Source organism: Halomonas sp. GT, from assembly GCF_002082565.1.
Lineage (GTDB): Bacteria > Pseudomonadota > Gammaproteobacteria > Pseudomonadales > Halomonadaceae > Vreelandella.
This window is the reverse complement of the sequence record NZ_CP020562.1, coordinates 1,155,303-1,174,743: the sequence shown is the minus strand read 5'-3', so window position 1 is coordinate 1,174,743 and position 19,441 is coordinate 1,155,303. Positions and strand designations below refer to the sequence as shown.

Below are 19,441 nucleotides of genomic sequence, written 5' to 3'. Positions count from 1 at the left end.
GATCTCTTTGTGCCCTTACGCTTTATGCCGTAGCAAAAACACGTGATGCAGGTTGGTTCGGCGTTGAAAATCCGGATCAAACGTACGCGATGTAATATCTTCTACTGCGTAGCGCTCGCTGAGCGCCTCGTCTAGCTTGAAGCGCCGCTGGTTGTTCGAGAACACCAGCGTACCGCCGGGCGCAAGACGCGCCATGGCCAGTTCTACTAGCCGCGGATGGTCACGCTGAACATCAAGGGTATCGCGCATTTTCTTGGAGTTAGAAAACGTTGGCGGATCCATAAAGATCAAGTCGAATTCGGCGTTCGCGGTTTCTAGCCAGCGGAAACAGTCATCCCGCACCACGCGATGTAGCCTTGGGTCCAGCTTGTTCAGCGAAAAGTTGTCCCTCGCCCACTCAAGGTAGGTATTCGACATATCGACGCTGACGCTGTCGCTTGCACCACCCAGGGCTGCTTGCACAGTTGCCGTCGCAGTGTAGCAAAACAGGTTTAAGAAGCGCTTCCCACTAGCCATCTCGTTAAGCAGGCGGCGCACTGGCCGATGATCCAAAAACAAGCCGGTATCCAAGTAGTCACGCAGGTTGACCCACAACCGAGCGTCACCTTCCTGCACTTCAAAGCGCTCACCGCTAGCATCCCGTTTCTGGTACTGGGCACTGCCAGCTTGCCGTTCACGACGCTTTATATACACCTTGCCTGGATCAACGCCCAGGGCATCTGGTAGCACTTCCAGTGCATCAAATAGGCGCTTTTGAGCCTGAGCGGGGTTGATTGAGCTGGGTGCGGCGTACTCTTGAACGTGCACTCGGTCGCCGTAACGATCGACTGCCAGCGCATATTCCGGCATATCAGCATCGTAAACACGATAGCAAGTCTCACCGCTTTTCTTGAGCCACTTTTTCAAACGTTTTTGATTTTTCGCCAGTCGATTGGCAAACATTTGGGCATTTTCCGACACGGCAGGCTTGGCACTGGTACTTATTTGCTGCGTCTCTCCTCCGTTTTCTGAGACAGAAGAAACGCTGTCACTGCCTGGCGTACTAGCCGTGTGAGTGGCAATTTCCATCAGCAGCAACTTCGCATCCAGCGCCCCGTTCTTCAGCGCATACTGCTTATGAGCACGCAGCCCAAGGCGATGCCCCAAATCGGGGTTACCGGTAAACAGCGCCAGTGTCCAGCCAGGAAACAGCGCCTTTGCCTTTTCTCCCAGCTGGGCATACAAACGCACCAATTCAGGTAATTCGCCTAAGCGCTCGCCATAAGGCGGGTTAGTTATCAATAGCCCACGTTCGGCAATAATAGTCTCTGGCCTGGTTAGCTGACTTAGGCTCTGCCCATGCAAGGTAATTAGCGCAGGAATGCCCGCACGCATGGCGTTGGCTTTCGCTGCTGTCAATGCCGCCGGACTCTGATCAAAGCCCACCAGCGCCGTTTTACAGCGTTTACGGCCTATCGACGCCCGTGCCTCAGCTTCGCGCTTTAACTCTTTCCACAGCGGCTCGTCGTGGCCTGCCCAGCCCTGAAAGCCAAAGCGCTCCCGATTGAGATTGGGCGCTTGGTCGGCAGCCATTAGCGCCGCTTCAATCAGCAGCGTGCCTGCGCCACATAATGGATCTAACAACGGCTCACCGGCTTTTGCTCGTTCTGGCCAGCCTGCACGCAACAGCAATGCCGCTGCCAAGTTCTCTTTCAGCGGTGCATGCCCAACATCACGGCGGTAGCCACGACGGTGCAAACTTTCACCGGAAAGATCAATCCCCAGGCTTAAGTTAGCGCGGTGTAGATGGGCATAGATGCGCAGATCAGGTGCTTTGGTATCAACATTTGGGCGCTCCTGCCCTGCTAGCTGCAGCGAATCAACAACGCCATCTTTCACCGTCTGAGCACCAAACCGGGTGTGACGAATGTGATCGCTGCGGCCATGGAAATCTACCGCCAGCGTTTTGCCTGGCGTTAAATGCTGCGTCCAGGGAAGTCGGGCAACCACGTCACGCACTTGCTCAGCGGTATCAATCATCGGCTCCCGAGCCAACAGCAAAATAATGCGGTTAGCTAACCGTGACCACAGGCATATGCGATAGGCGGTTGCTAGATTGGCGGAAAAATAAACGCCCGCCACGGTCGTTTTACCTGGCTCGGCTCCTAGTGCTGAAAGCTCATCAGCTAAAAGGCCTTCAATACCTTTTGGGCAGGTAGCAAGGAGGTTTAGAGGGGCAGTTTGGCTCGACTCGGTCATGTTTATCGCCGCGCGTAAGAGCGCGATATTCCTATATATGGCAAATGAGTTTACGTCTTATGACAATTTGATGGTCGACAAGTGACCCCATCATGAGCTAACAATAAGAGTGTAGCTACTGAAAAACGCATGCGTTGTTTGTCAGGGTTCTATTAGCAACTTGCTTTCAAGATCCCTAATTTGTCGAGTCTGCCGCTTTGCCCGTTCAGCACGTGAGTGCTAGGCACTAGCGTTGAGTGGCGGCTTGCCAACGTTATTTATCGAAATAGCACTGATGCAAATATAGCATTTTTGCCCAGCGTGCTTTTCTTATCAAAGGCTTTCGTGAAAAGAGGTTAGCCAATGAAACGACAAAAACGTGATCGCTTCCAACGGGCTTATGTTCACGGCTATAAAGCGGGCATTACGGGTCGCTCCCGAGATGACTGCCCCAGTCAAGATGTCAATTTACGCGAATATTGGATGAGTGGTTGGCGTGAAGGTCGCGGTGATCAGTGGGACGGGATGACCGGCGTCTCCGGTATCCATAAAAACCCCATGGTGATGACCTAGTTTTTTACCTTTTCAAACATGACATTTGGAGTACGGAGCCCGCTGACAAGCGGGCTTTTTTATTGCTCAATTATTGCTGTTTTAATGCCTCGGCGCACGCTTTCACTAACCCAGGGCCTTGGTAGATCAACCCTGAATAGAGCTGCACCAAGTCTGCGCCAGCGGCAATTTTAGCAGCAGCGGCCTCACCGCTATCAATTCCGCCCACGCCTATAATAGGCAGCGTTGGCAGTTGCGCACGCAGCAGGCGAATCACTCTATTCGATGCTTCAAAAACGGGTTTTCCAGAAAGCCCACCCGCCTCATCTGACTGAGGGTCACTCTTAACAGCATCGCGAGCTATCGTGGTATTTGTCGCAATAACACCATCCAGTGCATTTCGAGCAATACTGCCAGCCACCAGAGCGACCTCTTCTTCACTCATATCTGGGGCGATTTTAACCAGTAGCGGCACCTTGCGGCCTAACGCGCTGTCCAGTACTTGGCTGCGCGAACGAATAGGCCCAAGCAGTGCGTCCAGCTGTTCGCCGAACTGTAATGTCCGCAGCCCAGGCGTGTTAGGCGAGGAAATATTGACCGCAATATAATCAGCCACGCTGTGCACCGCCTCTAAACAAAGCAGGTAATCATCGAGCGCGTTTTCCACAGAGGTGGTTAAGTTTTTACCAATATTGATGCCCACAACGCCTCTGTAGTGGCGCTTTTTCACCTGAGCGACAAGGTGCTCAACCCCTTTGTTATTAAATCCAAAGCGGTTAATGATCGCCTCGTGGCCTGCAAGCCGAAACAGGCGTGGCTTCGGGTTGCCTGGCTGCGCTTTGGGCGTCACGGTCCCTACTTCTACAAACCCAAAGCCCAGCGCGCCCAGCGCATCCAAGTGATCGGCATTTTTATCCAGCCCTGCGGCAAGCCCTACCCGATTACTAAAATGCAGCCCCATCAGTTCGACAGGGTCGCTCACAGGTTCTCCATATACCCGCTGCACACCACCCACCCGATGCAGAGTATCTAACGCACCCAGCGCCAACCTATGAGACGTTTCTGGGTCGAGTCGAAATAGCAGCGAACGGGCGAAGTTATACATCAGCGAGGCTCTCCAGAGCAGTGGGCATGAAGCAGACGAACAAGCACGCTACATGTGAGCAAATAGACGGCATAGCGCGCGGCGCGCAGAGTATAGCGTAAATCAAGTTATCTTCGCAGCGCTGTGCGGTGAGAAAGGCGATGCAGTGAAAAAGCGATCACACGAGCAGTCACAAGATCGGTCATAAAAAAACCGCGCCCTGATTCAGGACGCGGTTAGGTGGTGTTACTTATCGAGCAATTCGATAGCTAGCTTGTGACTTACGCTTCGCTATCACTTTCAGCAAGGTCGACCAATTCACGTACGGCGACGGCAAACAGTGCAAAGCCTCCTTCACTGCCACCACGCACTTCGTCAATCAGATGGCACCAGCGGCGGTGTAGCTCGGCGTGCTGCTCAAGCCACTGAGCCACACGCTCTTGGGTGTCACGACTACCCGCTTCCAGCTTCAGAACACTGGTCGTTAGTGCCAGTTGCTGGCGATCAATATCGTCACGGAAGGTTTCTCGCGCTTGTGCCTGCCATGCATCACGCACTTCTAGCTGGGTCACCTGTTGAATCATCCAGGGTAGCTCTAGACGGCTGCCGATTTCATAGAACACTTCGGCCACACGCTGGGGTTTCTCATTGGTGACCCGCGCTGCGTGAATAATGCCTAAACCTGCATAGAGACTAGGCGAAGCAGCCACCGTAGAAGCTAGCGCTTCAGGCACACCTGCTTCTAGCAGCTCGTCGCAACGCTTACGCCATGCAGCCTGCTCTTCGCCGCTGAGCAGTTCACCAATACCTTCTTGCAACTGAGCAAGACGTGGCCCGAAGTACTCAATTGTATCCTGAGTCGACAGCCCCAAATGCTGACGCAGGAACCAGCGCGTCGCGCGACGAATCATGCGCATCAGGTCAAGCATCATCGAATACTGCACGCGATTCGGCACTTGGTTATCCAGCGCCTCGATTTGCTCCCACAGAGAGGTGAGGTTAAACGCATCTCGAGCAACTACATAAGCGCGCGCGATATCAGCTCGACCTGCGCCGGTTGAGTCCATTAGGCGGCGAACAAACACAATGCCCATGTGATCAACTAGATCGTTAGCCACCTGGGTGGCAACAATTTCACGCTTCAGACGGTGGTCGTACATTTCAGTCTGGTAGCGTTCCGTTAACACTTCAGGGAACAAGCGCTCTAGGTGACGGTGAATGTAGGGATCATCCGGCACATCAGAGTTGATCAAATCGCCTTTCAGGGTGCTCTTAGCGTAAGAAATCAGCACCGAAAGTTCAGGCAACCGCATGCCCTGGTCATGACTGGCACGCTCTTTAAGCACGTCATCGGCAGGCAAAAATTCTAATTCACGATCAATTTGACCAGCTGACTCAAGCTCACTGATAAAGCGACGGTAGGGTCCCATGCCTTGGTGAGACAGTATTTCTGACAGGTCCAGCGCTTGGGTTTGCCGATAGTTATCGAGAATAACTAGGTTAGCTACTTCCTCTGTCATATCTGATAACAGCTGGTTACGCTGTTTGTCGGTCATGTCGCCGCGCTTAACCACTTCATCGATCAATATCTTGATATTGACCTCATGATCCGAGCAGTTAACACCCCCGGCATTATCGATAAAGTCAGTGTAAACGCGCACACCTTTAGCGGCTGCTTCCATCCGGCCACGCTGGGTCAAGCCCAAATTACCGCCCTCTCCGACTACGCGGCAGTTTAACTCAGCGCCGTTAATACGCAGCGCATCGTTGGCTTTATCGCCCACGTCGGCGTCGGTTTCATCGGAGCTCTTCACATAGGTACCGATACCACCGTTCCACAACAGATCAATCTTGGCCTTCAGCATTGCGCGGATCAGATCGTTGGGTGAAAGGCGCGTTTCTTCGATACCAAACACCTGCTGCATTTCCGGGGTAATCGGGATCGATTTAGCGCTGCGGCTAAAGACACCGCCACCCTGCGAAATCAGTTCAGCACTGTAATCTTCCCAGCTAGAGCGCGGAAGGTTGAACATGCGTTTGCGCTCGGCGAAAGCAGCGTCTGCGTCGGGGTTCGGGTCGACAAAAATATGCAGGTGGTTAAACGCGCCAACCAACTGGATTTTATCCGACAACAGCATGCCATTGCCGAACACGTCTCCAGCCATATCGCCAATGCCTACTACCGTGAACAAATCTTGCTGGGTGTTCACGTCGAGATTTTTGAAATGTCGCTTTACGGATTCCCAGGCACCACGCGCGGTAATCGCCATTTTCTTATGGTCGTAACCGTTAGCACCGCCAGAGGCAAAGGCATCACCGAGCCAATGGCCATACTCTATGGATATCTCATTTGCGATATCCGAGAAGGTTGCGGTCCCTTTATCGGCAGCTACCACAAGGTAGCTATCGTCGCCATCATGGCGCACCACGTTTTGCGGCGGCACGACCTCACCACCCACTAAATTGTCAGTGACATCCAACAGAGCACGGATAAAGATTTTGTAGCAAGCGATGCCTTCTTTCTGCTGGATTTCACGACCAGCGTTTTCTGGCATGCGTTTGCATACGAAACCGCCTTTAGCACCCACAGGCACGATAACCGCGTTTTTCACCTGCTGGGCTTTTACTAGACCCAATACTTCCGTGCGGTAGTCTTCATGGCGGTCTGACCAACGTAAGCCACCACGAGCGACTTTACCGCCACGCAGGTGAACACCCTCTACGCGAGGCGAACAAACAAAAATCTCAAACGCCGGGCGTGGCTTGGGCATGCCCGTGACTTTCGACGGCTCCAATTTATAGGAGATGTAATCTTTAAAGCGACCATCAGCAGCTGTCTGGTAGTAGTTAGTGCGCAACGTCGCTTGAATAAGCTCCATAAAGCGGCGCAGCAACTGGTCATCATTAAGGCTGGCGACACCTTCCAGGTGCTCGTTTAAGCGAGCAATACAGTCATCTAAGCTGCTTGGCTGGCGCTTGGGATCGAAGCGTAACCGGAAAAGCTCAACGAGTGTCTGGGTGATTGCCGGGTAATTAGCCAGGGTAGCTGCAATGTAGTCCTGCGACATACCAAAGCGTATCTGCTTAAGGTAACGGGCGTAACCACGCAGCATGGCCACTTCGCGCCAATCGAGGCCAGCACCAATAATCAGACGGTTAAAGGCATCGTTATCCGCTTCACCTGCCCATATACGCTTAAACGCTTCGCTGAAAGTGTCACGCATTTCGCTGAGGTTGACGCCTTCACGGCTATGTTCCAGCTCGAAGTCATGAATCCAGTAGCGCTGCTGCGGGGCATTGATGTCGTAGGGACGCTCGCCGATGACACGCAGCCCCAGGTTTTCCATCATCGGTAGCACATCAGACAGCGGAATCTGCGTTTCACGATGGAAAAGCTTCAAATTCATACCGCCCGCCTGCTCTTCTAGGGGGCGATAAAGTGACAGCGAGAGATCCTCACCGCTATCCAGGGTCAGCAGGTGCTGAACATCAAACACCGCGGTGCGGGCATTGAAATCTTCTCGGTAACTGGCCGAGAACGCATCATGGAAGTTATCCATTTGGTGATTGGCGCGCTCTTCACCAAAGCCTTCAACCATTGCTTCCTGAAGCTCATCACGCCAGCTGCGTGCCAAACGTGCCACTTTGCTCTCTAAGCGCTTAAGGTCGTATTGGCTAGGCCCTTCCCCATTAAAACGCAGAATAAGCTGAATACGGGCGAGAACCGACTCTGACAAATAGGTATTAAAGTCGCCAAAATGAGCGTCTAGCTCATCGCACAGCATCGTTTGTATGCGCTGGCGCAGGTCGGTAGAGAACACGTCTCTTGGGACAAATACTAAGCAGGAGTAGAACTTACCGCTGACATCCGCGCGAATAAACAAGCGTACTTGTCGGCGTTCACGAATATTGAGGATACCAAGTGCAGTGCTGGCCAGTGACTCCGTGCTGATCTGAAATAGGTCATCACGGGGATACACTTCCAACACCTGCAACAGCTGTTTGCCGTTATGCCCCTGGGGGTTAAACCCAGCAATATCCATCACAGCTTTCAACTTGCGACGCAGCAGCGGAATATTGCGTGGCGATTCGTTGTAAACCGTGGCGGTGAAAAGGCCAAAAAAGCGCCGCTCGCCGATCACATTGCCATCGTCGTCGTAGCGATCAACGGTAATGTAATCTGGATACGTGGGGCGATGCACCCGGGAGTGATGAGCGCTCTTAGCAAACGACAATAGCTGGGGTACCAGCACGTAGTCGTCATTATCATCAATCCCCTCTTCAGTGCGGATGCGCTCGCGGTATCGGGGCTGATCAAGGCGGAAAACACCCAGAACACTATTGGGGTCGCGCTGCAACTCTTTTCCTTCCAGCAGGTACTCGTCATAACCCAGGAAAGTAAAGTTGTCTTTGAGCAGCCACTCTAAAAACGCGATAGCTTCTTCATGATCGTCAGGATCAATTTGCGGGGGGCAGTTTTTCTCTAACTCTTGAATAGCCGACGTAATTTGACCGCACATCTCGTCAAAGTCGCTGACAGCCGTTCGAACATCACGCAGCACTTCATGCAATTTGTTCTCAATTTTGGTCAACGATTCAGGATCTGAGTGGCGATCCACTTCAATGACCATTAACGACTCACGCGCTTCAGGCGCATTTTCATCTCTTGGTGACGTTAACTCTTTAAGCTGGTGCTGGCCGTCACGAGCTACGGCAAATACGGCATTTTGAATAGCGTGAACCGTCAGCCCACGACGGTTAAGTTCAATCCGGACTGAATCAACCAGAAACGGCATATCTTCGTGCAGAACGGCAACAAAGGTGTGGGTTGATTGCCAACCATGCTCTTCAAAATCGGGATTGAAGATACGCACTTTGGGGCTTTTAGGATCGTGATGCTGCAAAAACTGCCAAACCGATAGCGTGGCCCCATATAGGTCATCTAGGCGTCGGTCGACTAGATCTTCCACAGGCACAGTGGCGTAAAAGTGGCGAGCAAAGGCTTCGACATCTGCCGCTCGCTCCGGCTCCAGTCGCGCATCCAATCGCTCTTGTAGCTGCTTCAAAAGATCCCGCCGACTCTCTTCAATCGCAACGTAATGCATCCATCACCTCGACTGCCTGGGGCCACTATTTAGGCCAAAAAACGAAGGACAATAGGCCTTTAGGCCACACTATCCACTAGCTTACGCTACCGTTGCTCGTCTCCCTAACCATCTGACAGGTTATTCATGATGTATGCCGCTTATGCATCATAAGCACTATTGACAAGTTAATTATTACTCTATGCTCTTCCTTGTGAGCAATACACCGCATTCACAATGATCGGTAAACGGAAACTGATCAAAAAGCGCGAACCGTTTAATGTGATGCGTTTGAGTCAGTATGGTTAAGTTTTCGGCTAGCGTTGCCGGATTGCATGAAATATAGACGATTTGAGCGTATTCGCTGATCTGGTGACAACTTTCGGCGTCCAGCCCTGCTCGTGGTGGGTCGACTAGTACAGTGGAAAACTCATACGCGTCCAATCCCATCTCTGTCACTCGGCGGCCTGTTTTCTCGCCTTTCAGCGCCAATGCGAACTCTTCAGCAGACATTCTTGCTACCTGCGCATTGGTCACACCGTTAGCGTCCAGATTGACGTTAGCGCTAGCAACCGAGGTGCGCGAAATTTCAGTCGCCAAAACGCGGCGAAAGTTATCCGCTAACGCAATCGTAAAATTACCGTTACCACAGTAAAGCTCCACCAAGTCTTCATCTTGCCGTCCGGCGGTGGCCTCCTTGGCCCAGCTAAGCATGGTCTGGCAGATATGCGCATTCGGCTGCGTAAAACTGTTTTCGACCTGCTGGTACACCAGCTCACGTCCATCAACTGTTAAGCGCTCCCAAACATGATCTCGGGTTAACACCCATCGCTGCTTGCGAGAGCGGCCAATAATCATGATGCCAAGCGTCTCCTCCAGTGCGCGCGCTTCGGCTTCCCAGGCCTCGCCTAGCGGGCGGTGGTAGATCAGCGTTACCAAGGCTTCGCCAGATAAGGTGGTTAAAAACTCAACTTGAAATAAGCGGCGGCGAAGTTCATCGCTGGCAAGAAACGCTTCTCGCAGACGCGGCATCAGCGCATTAATATGCTCACTGGCGATGGGGAACTGATCCAAACGCACGACACGCTTGTTTTTAGGATTATCCGAATCGACCTCAAACATGGCGTAGAAGAGGTCATCATCTTCATGCCAGATGCGAAATTCGCAGCGTTGCCGATAGTGGCTTGGCGGTGAGGGGTAGACTTCTAGCGTGGGCGTGGTGAACGCTGCAAAGGTCTTCTCCACGTAGGCTTGCTTTTCAGCGAGTTGTTCGGCGTAGCGTTCTGGTTCTACAGTGGGGATCGCCAAGGTAGTTCCTCATTTAAGTAAATAACATCAATAAAAACAAACAACCTAACAGAGGGGCTACACCGCGTTAGGAATCGTTAAACGTTGTGGCGAGTGAAAACCAAAGCGTGCGAACCCTTTAGTGAGTTGCGACGCTGGCGCTGTCGTGAAGCAACGCCCATCTTGGGAGCTGTTTGCAAGAGTAGGTGCCACTTGCCCCACCCGACGAGCAATTGCATCGCCAGAATCCACCCACACCAGCGGCACCGGCGACAGCCGGATTAGCTCAGTTTTCAATAGCGGAAAATGGGTACACCCCAGCACAACCGTATCGAGTGCCGGGGTAGCTTGGGTAGCCTGCCATAAAGGTGTTAGCGCAAGGTTTAAGCGCTGGTCGTTAATCGCCGCGCCTGATAGCCACGCTTCTGCTTCTGTGACGAGTGCATCTACCGCCACCTTGGTGACCACACAGTCACTCGCGAAGCTATCAATCAACGTCTGAGTATATGACCTATTGACGGTCGCCGTTGTGGCGAGCAAGCCAATATGACGTGTCTGACTACTCAACGCAGCGGGCTTGATAGCAGGTACTGTTCCAACGACAGGAATATCTAACGTTGCACGCAACCCTTCTAACGCTAGCGTGCTAGCGGTATTACAGGCAACGACCAAGACACTCGCTTGGCAGGCATCTACTGCCGCTTTACATACCGAGACAATACGCCCTGAGAGCATCACATCATCGCGCAGACCATAGGGCAGCCACGCGTTATCACTGGCATAACACATTGCCAGATGCGGATAATGCTGGCGAAGGGCATGGGCAACAGAAAGTCCGCCCACACCTGAATCAAACAGTAGCACAGGCCCTGACATCACTGCTTAACCATCCAATACGCTTTGTACATGCCACCCCCCTCAAGCCGCCAATAAAAAACGGGGCGCTAGTCTAACACGCCCCGTTACACCTTGAGTGATCCGCTTACACGCTACATTGATGGCACCTCGGCACCACGCAACTCAGCATAAAGTTCGGGGTACGCTTGCTGTAGGCGCTCTAGCTCTTTTTCAGCTCCCTCAGGTAACGCTTGACGAAGCTCCTCCATATCCTCTTCGCTGAAATGCTTATCTATCAACGGGAACAGACCCTCTCTCTCATGGCGAAGGTAGGCACGATGTGCATCAAGGTACGCTTTTAACGCCTCTGCAAAGCGATCCATTGGTAGCACGTTATCCATTAGAATCATGTCGATATCATTGGATAAACGGGACAGGCGCGGCTTTAATTTTCGATAGTCACTGGCCATTTGCTCCATCAATGGAAGGTGCTCAGGAGCCTGCTCTTGCAAACGTTCCACGCAAATCTTTTCCAGTGGAGAAGCAAAACCATCCATATAAGACAAAATGTAGTCCACCACCTCACGCATCAACTGGAAGTCGGGCCGTTCACCGCTCACGAGTGTTTTTTGTTTTAGCTGCAATACATGGAGCATTCGCGCCATGTTGGCATGATCTAGACGCAGTTGGTTTAACATCTTGCCGTCTCCTTTGTAAGTGCTTTACCTTTCGCCCATTGCCTAATAGCGCTTAAGCGCATGGCATGAGCTGGGTTCAACTACACTGGTGTTAATCGTTACCATGCGCCTTTGACATTACCTAGGCAAGCAGACGCTTATCAGTCGGTTATGCCCAAAGGTAGCCCGACGTTACATTATTTACCACAGACACGTGTTAATCGTTGATTGTTCAATGGCAAGATTTACGATGGAAATTTAGAGGGAACGTTTATATGGATCTTTTTGACCGCGCGTCCGTTACCACGAGCGAAGACGTGCCCCTTGCCTACCGTATGCGCCCACTAACCCTTAACGATTATGTCGGCCAGCAAGCATTAGTTGGGCCTGAAAAACCCCTACGTCGAATGGCAGAGTCTGGGATAGTACGCTCAATGATTTTATGGGGGCCACCCGGCGTGGGGAAAACTACGCTAGCGGAGTTACTAGCACGTGCTTCTGGCGCACATCTTGAGCATTTAAGCGCTGTCATGGCCGGTGTTAAAGAAATTCGTTCAGCAGTAGAGCGAGCCCAACAACGCACATCGCCTACACTTCTATTTTTAGATGAAATCCACCGTCTGAACAAGAGCCAACAGGACGCGTTGCTGCCCCATGTGGAGTCGGGCCTGCTAACACTGATCGGTGCAACAACGGAAAACCCCTCTTTTGAGGTGAACTCGGCGCTACTTTCTCGTGCTCGGGTCTATGTGCTTAAACCGCTGAGCCATGACGAACTTCTCCGGGTGTTATCCCAGGCGTTAAGCGACACAGAGCATGGCCTGGGGAAGCGACGCATCGAGTTGGAAGAGGGAGTATTAGATGCACTTGCTCATGCCAGTGCTGGCGACGCACGTCGCGCGTTGGGGCTACTAGAAACAGCTTGCGACTTTACTGAGCAGCATGGTGATAAAGAGGTGCTACAAAAAGCGGTGTTAGCCGACGTGGTAGGTTATCAATCAAGCGCCTTTGATAAGCAAGGTGACGCTTATTACGATTTATTATCAGCACTTCATAAATCAATTCGCTCATCACGTCCTGATTCAGCCCTGCTGTATATGGCACGCTTTTTACAGGGCGGCGGCGACCCGCTTGATATTGTGCGCCGCTTAACGGCGATTGCCTCAGAAGATGTAGGAAATGCTGACCCGCGAGCACTGCCCCTGGTCATTGCTGCCTGGGATGCCTATTTACGTTTAGGCGATTATGAGGGCCAGCGAGCGATTGCTCACGCTGCTATTCATTTAGCGGTTGCTCCAAAAAGTAATCGTATCGACCGTGCCTGGAAGGCTGCACAGCAGTTTGTGCAGCAGCAACCACAATTGGAAGTACCCAGCTATCTTCGTAACGCCCCCACCAAATTGATGGAGCAGTTAGGACATGGCCAAGGTTATCGCTACGCGCACGATGAAACCTATGGCTACCCTGCTGGCAGCGCTCATGACTGTTGGCCTGACGACTTACCTAAAACACGATTTTATGAACCGAGCGATTTTGGTCAGGAGAAACGCTTTGGTGAGATCATGGCGTGGCGGGAACATCAGGACCTAGAAGCAGATCAGGCACCCTAAGGTGCCTGATCTAATCATCGTGCGGAGTACATTATTGCGAGCAGTGCATTGCTCTTCTCACAACACTTTTACAACTCTTCGCGGATAACATCAGTGCCATCAGGAATATCAAATTTGAATAAGCTGCGGTCAATACTACCGTTTCGGGTAATGTCGCTAAACGTAATCGCGGTACGCTGACCAGTACTGTCCATCATCCACAGTTCAGTTAAGGTTTGATCGTCGAAGACCATGCTCAGCTCTTCGAATAGCGTATCTGCTGAGACAGGAATCAGCGTAAACACATCGTCACCGTCCTGCTGCTCATGAAATACGTCATAGCTAGCAGTTAAATCGTTTGCACTTCCCGAAAGCAATAGCGCCGGAGTATGTGTAACCCGATCATCCATCGCTTGAATGGTGACTTGCTCAAGATCAGGGTCATAGAGATAAACATCGTCGCCATCTGAGACGACGACTTGCGTATAAGGTGCCTCTACTTCCCAACGGAGCATACCAGGACGCGAGAGCCACATTTCCCCACGTGCGCTTTGTAAGCGCTCGCCACCACCGTCTAAAATCTGCTGTTCAAACGTCGCTTGATAGTTCTCTAACGGATCAAGCCGCTCAGTAAGACGCTCTGCGGCGTCGTTTGCCCACGCAATAGGCGCTGCAAAGGCTAACCCTAGCGCGCTGGCTGCTAACGCCAACGATGATGAGCGTCGAGTATGTGTATCGCGCATTATTTTCTCCCTAGGCAGTCATTGCCGAATAGCGGACGAGGCAAGGAGCGTTAAGACGATCCGTGTAGCCTCTCAGACGCAAAACGCGCCGCAGGGTTTCACCTACGGCGCGACTTTCACGCTTATTGCATTATTGAATCAAGTACCAGGCATGCATTAATAGAGATAAGTCAGTGACCTATCGGTGGCGGAGCCAGTACTTCACGGGCACCGTTAGACCCCATAGAGGTAACCACACCGGCACCTTCCATTGCCTCTACTAAACGTGCAGCGCGGTTATAGCCGATTTTGAAGCGACGCTGAACGGCAGATATAGACGCTTTACGCGTTTCGGTAACAAACTGAACCGCCTCATCGTAAAGCGCATCCTGCTCTGCATCATCACCATCTACGCCCTCAGCCTCAAGCCCTGTCAGCGCATCGGCAGTCACACCGCCTGACAAAATCTCTTCAATGTACTCAGGCGCGCCACGTCGTTTCCAATCATCCACGACCCGGTGCACTTCGTCATCGTCTACAAACGCACCATGAATCCTGTTAGGCGGCCCTGAGCCAGCGGGTAAGTAAAGCATATCACCATGGCCAAGCAGGCTCTCAGCCCCCCCCTGATCTAGAATGGTACGCGAATCAATCCGCGACGATACCTGGAAGGCCATTCGCGACGGAATATTCGCTTTAATCAGCCCTGTCACCACATCAACGGAGGGACGCTGAGTAGCCAAAATCAAGTGAATTCCCGCTGCACGCGCCTTTTGCGCCAAGCGAGCAATGAGCTCTTCAACTTTCTTCCCGACGATCATAAACATGTCGGCGAATTCGTCGATCACCACCACGATATAGGGCAGTTTTTCAAGGATTGGCGGCGTTTGATGCATTTCCCATGGCTGTGGCTCCCAAAGCGGGTCGGCAACTTGTGCGCCGGCACTCTCAGCCTCATCTAAACGGCCATTAAAGCCTGCAATGTTACGCACCCCCATTGCCGCCATTAATTTGTAGCGGCGCTCCATCTCCGCAACACACCAGCGCAGACTATTTGCAGCTTCTTTCATATCCGTGACCACGGGAGCCAAAAGGTGTGGAATGCCATCGTAGACTGACAGCTCCAGCATTTTTGGGTCAACCATGATCAGCTTCAGCTCATCTGGGGTCGCTTTTAGCAGCATGGAAATCAGCATGGCATTAACACCCACTGACTTACCAGACCCCGTCGTACCCGCAACCAGAAGATGGGGCATCTTACCTAGATTAGCGACAACGGGCCCGCCGCCAATGTCTTGACCCAACGCCATGGTCAGTGGCGAGCTTTCCTGTTGATAGCGGTCAGAGTCAATGACTTCGCGCAGACGAATCATCGCTCTATGGGGGTTAGGTATTTCAATGCCAACCGTTGGGCGTCCAGGAATTACTTCAACCACACGTACACTCTTGACCATTAACGAGCGTGCTAGATCTTTGGCAAGGTTACTGATTTTAGAAACTTTCACCCCAGCCGCCGGTTTAATTTCAAACCGAGTGATAACTGGACCAGGCCATGTATCAACGACTTCTGCTTTAACACCATACTCACGCAGCCGCACTTCCAAGAGCTCCGCCATATCAGCAAGCTGCTCGTCCGTGTAATTTGGCTCATGCGGCTCTGGAGGCGTCAGCAGTTGGAGACTGGGCACATCCCCTTCTGGCTCATCAAATGTTTCAAACGCTGGACGCTGGCTCTGCAGATGCTCAACGGTCCACAGAGTAGGCCCATTGTCAGATTCTTTTTCCTCAGAAGACGCCTCGTCGGCAGACATGTCATTTGAATCCACCGTCTCAGAAGACTCAACTTGGGGAGCCCCAACCTTGGAGACCTCTGTCCTAGGTACTTCTGCCCTGGGTACGTCAGAATCATGTAACGTTGGCTCTTGGCGCACGGCAGTAGCGGCTGGCCGTGCGACAGGGAGATCATCTTCCTCATCATCCCATACTGGCTCTGGCACGACTTCAGGTACTCGTTCGGAACGAGGCTCAGGGGGCGTCGCATGTACAGGGCGAGAGTCACCAGCATCTCGCGGTGTGATTGCGGGCGTATGCTCGGGTTCCGGCATGCTGGTAGAAACAGGCGCCATCTCGCGTTCAACGTCGTCGCCTTGCTTAGCTGCATCATGCTGTTTTATTTCATACGCTGCATAAGGCATCGCCTGAGACGTAGCTTGATGCTCTGTTTCATCGCGTGATACGTCTGCCGATGAAGTAAATGGCTGCGTTTCTGCTGGCTGGAAACTAGGCGCAGAATAAGAAGCCGCTTTTTCACCGGCTAGCTCATCACGCGCCGGCCGATCGAACGTTGGCTCTGCCTCTCTCGCGGAGAGCGGTACTGAAGGTGTTGGCTCGCTGCTTTCATCCTTGATACGCACCGCAAAAGCATCCTCGCGAGGCGCGCTGGGCAATTTTTCCTCGGCGTCTTCTACAGCGTCTTCCGCAACCTTTTCCACATCGTTGTTCACAACAGGCTCTATTTTAGGCTCTGTTTTAACTTCTGTTTTGGGCTCTATTTTGGCTTCACGTCGCTCTTCAGTCGCGGTGGCAGACGTTAAAGGCTGATTGTCAGGCTCAGCCAACGGAACATCATGAAGCGCATCCATCTCAGGAGCAGGCTGCTCAGGCGCAGTTGAGGATACACGCTTGGGCATCTCTTCCTCAGGCAACGCACCTGAAAATGCAGCAGCTGCCCATGGAATTGAGGTATCTGTCGTCGTTGAAAAACTAGGCTCACGACGTACGCGGCTGCTTTCTTGGGCGGGTGCTTGCTGGTGACTACTCTCTTTTGGACTTGGAGGTTGCGAGTCACTCTCTTGCTTAGCTGCTTTGAATTCAGTAAGAGGCTTCTCTTTTACTTTCTGAGACGCAGCTTTCGCTGCGGCACGCACAGCAGCACGCTGGGAACGCTTCTCACGCCCTTTAGCGCGCCGAGCGCTGAACCAGCTCCCTACTTTACATAGACGACGACCAAGCTCATCAGCCACCTGTAACCACGACATGCCGCTAAACAGCGGAAAACCAATCAATATTAGCGCGGCAGAAATAAGCCCAACGCCACCACTACTAACCAGTGGCTTCAGGGTGCTTACTAACCCTTCGCCCAATATACCGCCAGAAGCGTAAGGCAAAATGCTGTCAGGATGATAAAAATGGAGTGCCCCCAGCATCGTCGTGCCAAAGATCAGCAGCACTAATCCGCCGCTGTGTACAGCAATCGCTACCGGATCAATCTCAAACCGTACTTGGCGAGATCTCATTAGCCACCAGGCTGCATACCCAAACATTCCCGGCCACCACAAGGCGCTTGCGCCTAGCAGCGAATAAAGTACATCCGCAAGCCAAGCGCCGACAGGCCCCATCCAATTTTGAACGTCTGTTTCCGGCCCTTGATAAGACCAGCCAGGGTCGGCAGGATCATAACTAAACAGTGCTAATAACAAAAATACGCATAGCGCAAGCAGCACCACGACCACGCCTTCGCGAGCCGAGCCCTGTAAGCGCAGCCCAAACCGACGAGCTTTATCCTTAGCGGCTTTAACTCGCCCAGTTGAGGCCGTTGATGATGGTTGACGCGAGTTACGTTGCGTTCGCTTGTCTACCGCCTTATTTACTTTCAAGCGATTCTCCCTTTACACCTCAATGGTGTCTTTAATCCACTTGCGAGTTTGCATCATACCGAGCATCCTTTCGCCGTCACAGCGCTTCTATCGAAGTGTTCAGTAACAGGAGCAAACAATGCTACCTTGGCTTTCATCGCCACAGCCTATCTTTCCTTCTACCGACCTTGCACTAGACTCACCAAACGGCCTTCTTGCCGCGGGCGGAGAGCTCTCCCCACACTGGTTAATCCACGCTTACCGGAAAGGTATTTTTCCATGGTATAGCGATGATGAGCCAATTTTGTGGTGGAGCCCCAACCCACGTATGGTATTACTACCAGAACATTTTAAACGACGTCGTAGTCTTGTTAAGCGATTGCGCCATGGTGGCTTTATCGTCACCCTGGATCAACAGTTTGAAAACATTGTTAAAGCATGCGCTGCACCACGCCTTGGAGAACCCGGCACCTGGATCAATCAAGATATGCGTGCCGCTTATCAACGACTACACGAGCTAGGCATAGCACATAGCATTGAAGTACACCTTGAAGGCCAACTGGTTGGCGGACTTTATGGATTAGCAATGGGGCCTATTTTCTTTGGTGAATCGATGTTTTCGAGAGTGCCCGATGCTTCCAAAGTAGCCCTTGCCCACTTAGCCCATGCTATGCAGCACCATGAAGGTAAACTTATTGATTGCCAGATGCATACACCTCACTTGGCAAGCCTTGGTGCGACAACAGTCGCTCGTAAGACGTTCATCAACTATCTTGAAAAGTGGTTGCCTAACAAGGCATTTAACTTAACGAATATGATTAATGAAGCGCCTACTGTACCTGGATCACCGTGGCTTGGTGCTATTGCCTCGTCCCACCACCCAGAATGGTAAGCGTATCCAAACTAGTTCATATTCAAACTAAGCAAGGAGGCAAGCCGTGAGTAGTAACGCTCCTCGCCGCCCCGTGCGGGATTTGCGCTTCTTCCTAACCGTTCCTCATGCCTGCAGCTACCTTCCTGGCAAAGAGGCAACCACTCTGTTTCTGGATCCCCAGGAGTCTCCTGTTCCCGGCGTTTATGACTCACTTTCATTGCTAGGTTTTCGTCGCAGCGGTCGCCATCTATACCGCCCTCACTGCGAGGGGTGCGATGCCTGTCGTTCAGTACGCATTCCTATCAGCGACTTTAGCGCTAATCGTACTCAACGCAAAATCCGGCGACTCAATGCCGATATTTCTACACGCGTAGTGCCTGCACGTTATGAGACAGAGCATTATGCACTCTACGCAGATTATATCCGCTTACGCCACGCCGATGGAGACATGTATCCCCCGAGCCGGGAGCAGTACCGTACCTTTTTAACGCTTGAAGAGCCCTATGCGCATCTTTTAGAAATGCGCCTGAATGGAAAACTCGTCGCAGTAGCAGCATATGATCAACTTGAGCATGGGCTATCGGCTATTTATACGTTTTTCAGTGTCGATAAGACCCTGGAAAAGCGATCATTGGGAACGTTTGCTATTCTCAAGCTTATTGAATTATGCAGTGAAAAATCGCTTCCCCACTTGTACCTTGGTTATTGGATTGAGGAGTGCCGCAAGATGCGTTACAAGCGCGCATTCACTCCCATAGAGGTGCTCGATGGGCGACATTGGCGGCCTTTAATTTGCTAAACTTGCCAGCTTTTTTGCCTTGATGGCAGGCTTACGGCACAATATAGCGCTGCTTGCTGGGTAGCCGTCACCTGACGACGCCCA

The 19,441-nt window shown here is 52.2% G+C and carries 12 protein-coding genes; 4 read left to right on the top strand and 8 right to left on the bottom strand.

Translation table 11 applies throughout. The annotated features are described in order from the left end of the window. Window positions 1–15: 15 nt before the first annotated feature. Window positions 16–2,238, bottom strand: coding sequence for a bifunctional 23S rRNA (guanine(2069)-N(7))-methyltransferase RlmK/23S rRNA (guanine(2445)-N(2))-methyltransferase RlmL (gene rlmKL, locus B6A39_RS05465; protein ID WP_083002239.1), 2,223 nt, complete (start codon window positions 2,236–2,238; stop codon window positions 16–18). A 342-nt stretch (window positions 2,239–2,580) separates the two neighbouring features. Here rlmKL and rmf point away from each other — a divergent pair, with 342 nt between their 5' ends. After that, window positions 2,581–2,790, top strand: coding sequence for a ribosome modulation factor (gene rmf / locus B6A39_RS05460; protein ID WP_009722578.1), 210 nt, complete (start codon window positions 2,581–2,583; stop codon window positions 2,788–2,790). Window positions 2,791–2,860: 70 nt separating this feature from the next. On the opposite strand, the gene B6A39_RS05455 is transcribed toward rmf, so the two are convergent. From B6A39_RS05455 to B6A39_RS05435, 5 genes are all read right to left on the bottom strand, one after another. After that, on the bottom strand, window positions 2,861–3,874 hold the full coding sequence (locus tag B6A39_RS05455; RefSeq protein ID WP_083002235.1) for a quinone-dependent dihydroorotate dehydrogenase: 1,014 nt from the start codon (window positions 3,872–3,874) through the stop codon (window positions 2,861–2,863). A gap of 260 nt (window positions 3,875–4,134) precedes the next feature. Continuing rightward, on the bottom strand, window positions 4,135–8,958 hold the full coding sequence (locus B6A39_RS05450; RefSeq protein WP_083002231.1) for an NAD-glutamate dehydrogenase: 4,824 nt from the start codon (window positions 8,956–8,958) through the stop codon (window positions 4,135–4,137). A 174-nt stretch (window positions 8,959–9,132) separates the two neighbouring features. Beyond that, window positions 9,133–10,245, bottom strand: a complete 1,113-nt coding sequence (trmA, locus tag B6A39_RS05445; RefSeq protein WP_083002228.1) for a tRNA (uridine(54)-C5)-methyltransferase TrmA — start codon at window positions 10,243–10,245, stop codon at window positions 9,133–9,135. A gap of 57 nt (window positions 10,246–10,302) precedes the next feature. Then, the gene (gene murI, locus B6A39_RS05440) at window positions 10,303–11,100 is read right to left on the bottom strand and encodes a glutamate racemase (protein ID WP_083002223.1); all 798 of its coding nucleotides are present in this window, start codon (window positions 11,098–11,100) and stop codon (window positions 10,303–10,305) included. A gap of 113 nt (window positions 11,101–11,213) precedes the next feature. Next, the gene (locus tag B6A39_RS05435) at window positions 11,214–11,759 is read right to left on the bottom strand and encodes a hemerythrin domain-containing protein (RefSeq protein ID WP_038482554.1); all 546 of its coding nucleotides are present in this window, start codon (window positions 11,757–11,759) and stop codon (window positions 11,214–11,216) included. Between the two features lie 254 nt (window positions 11,760–12,013). Here B6A39_RS05435 and B6A39_RS05430 point away from each other — a divergent pair, with 254 nt between their 5' ends. Continuing rightward, a complete protein-coding gene (locus tag B6A39_RS05430) occupies window positions 12,014–13,348 on the top strand; it encodes a replication-associated recombination protein A (RefSeq protein ID WP_083002219.1) in 1,335 nt (444 codons plus the stop codon). A 68-nt stretch (window positions 13,349–13,416) separates the two neighbouring features. Here the strand turns inward: B6A39_RS05430 and lolA are convergent, their stop codons facing one another. Both lolA and B6A39_RS05420 read right to left on the bottom strand, forming a co-directional pair. Continuing rightward, window positions 13,417–14,070: an outer membrane lipoprotein chaperone LolA gene (gene lolA / locus B6A39_RS05425; protein ID WP_083002215.1), complete on the bottom strand. Its 654-nt coding sequence runs from the start codon at window positions 14,068–14,070 to the stop codon at window positions 13,417–13,419. A 170-nt stretch (window positions 14,071–14,240) separates the two neighbouring features. Then, window positions 14,241–17,705: a DNA translocase FtsK gene (locus B6A39_RS05420; protein WP_083002212.1), complete on the bottom strand. Its 3,465-nt coding sequence runs from the start codon at window positions 17,703–17,705 to the stop codon at window positions 14,241–14,243. A gap of 118 nt (window positions 17,706–17,823) precedes the next feature. Here B6A39_RS05420 and aat point away from each other — a divergent pair, with 118 nt between their 5' ends. Both aat and B6A39_RS05410 read left to right on the top strand, forming a co-directional pair. Then, entirely contained in the window at window positions 17,824–18,576 is a 753-nt protein-coding gene (aat, locus tag B6A39_RS05415; protein ID WP_083002209.1) for a leucyl/phenylalanyl-tRNA--protein transferase, read from the top strand. A 46-nt stretch (window positions 18,577–18,622) separates the two neighbouring features. Continuing rightward, window positions 18,623–19,357, top strand: a complete 735-nt coding sequence (locus B6A39_RS05410; RefSeq protein ID WP_083002205.1) for an arginyltransferase — start codon at window positions 18,623–18,625, stop codon at window positions 19,355–19,357. Window positions 19,358–19,441: the final 84 nt, after the last annotated feature.

What these genes read in the sequence shown, in the direction of transcription:
- rlmKL (WP_083002239.1), bottom strand. Translation starts at nt 2,238, where the DNA reads ATGACCGAGTCGAGCCAAACTGCCCCTCTAAACCTCCTTGCTACCTGC.
- rmf (WP_009722578.1), top strand. Translation starts at nt 2,581, where the DNA reads ATGAAACGACAAAAACGTGATCGCTTCCAACGGGCTTATGTTCACGGC.
- B6A39_RS05455 (WP_083002235.1), bottom strand. Translation starts at nt 3,874, where the DNA reads ATGTATAACTTCGCCCGTTCGCTGCTATTTCGACTCGACCCAGAAACG.
- B6A39_RS05450 (WP_083002231.1), bottom strand. Translation starts at nt 8,958, where the DNA reads ATGCATTACGTTGCGATTGAAGAGAGTCGGCGGGATCTTTTGAAGCAG.
- murI (WP_083002223.1), bottom strand. Translation starts at nt 11,100, where the DNA reads ATGTCAGGGCCTGTGCTACTGTTTGATTCAGGTGTGGGCGGACTTTCT.
- B6A39_RS05435 (WP_038482554.1), bottom strand. Translation starts at nt 11,759, where the DNA reads ATGTTAAACCAACTGCGTCTAGATCATGCCAACATGGCGCGAATGCTC.
- B6A39_RS05430 (WP_083002219.1), top strand. Translation starts at nt 12,014, where the DNA reads ATGGATCTTTTTGACCGCGCGTCCGTTACCACGAGCGAAGACGTGCCC.
- lolA (WP_083002215.1), bottom strand. Translation starts at nt 14,070, where the DNA reads ATGCGCGATACACATACTCGACGCTCATCATCGTTGGCGTTAGCAGCC.
- aat (WP_083002209.1), top strand. Translation starts at nt 17,824, where the DNA reads ATGCTACCTTGGCTTTCATCGCCACAGCCTATCTTTCCTTCTACCGAC.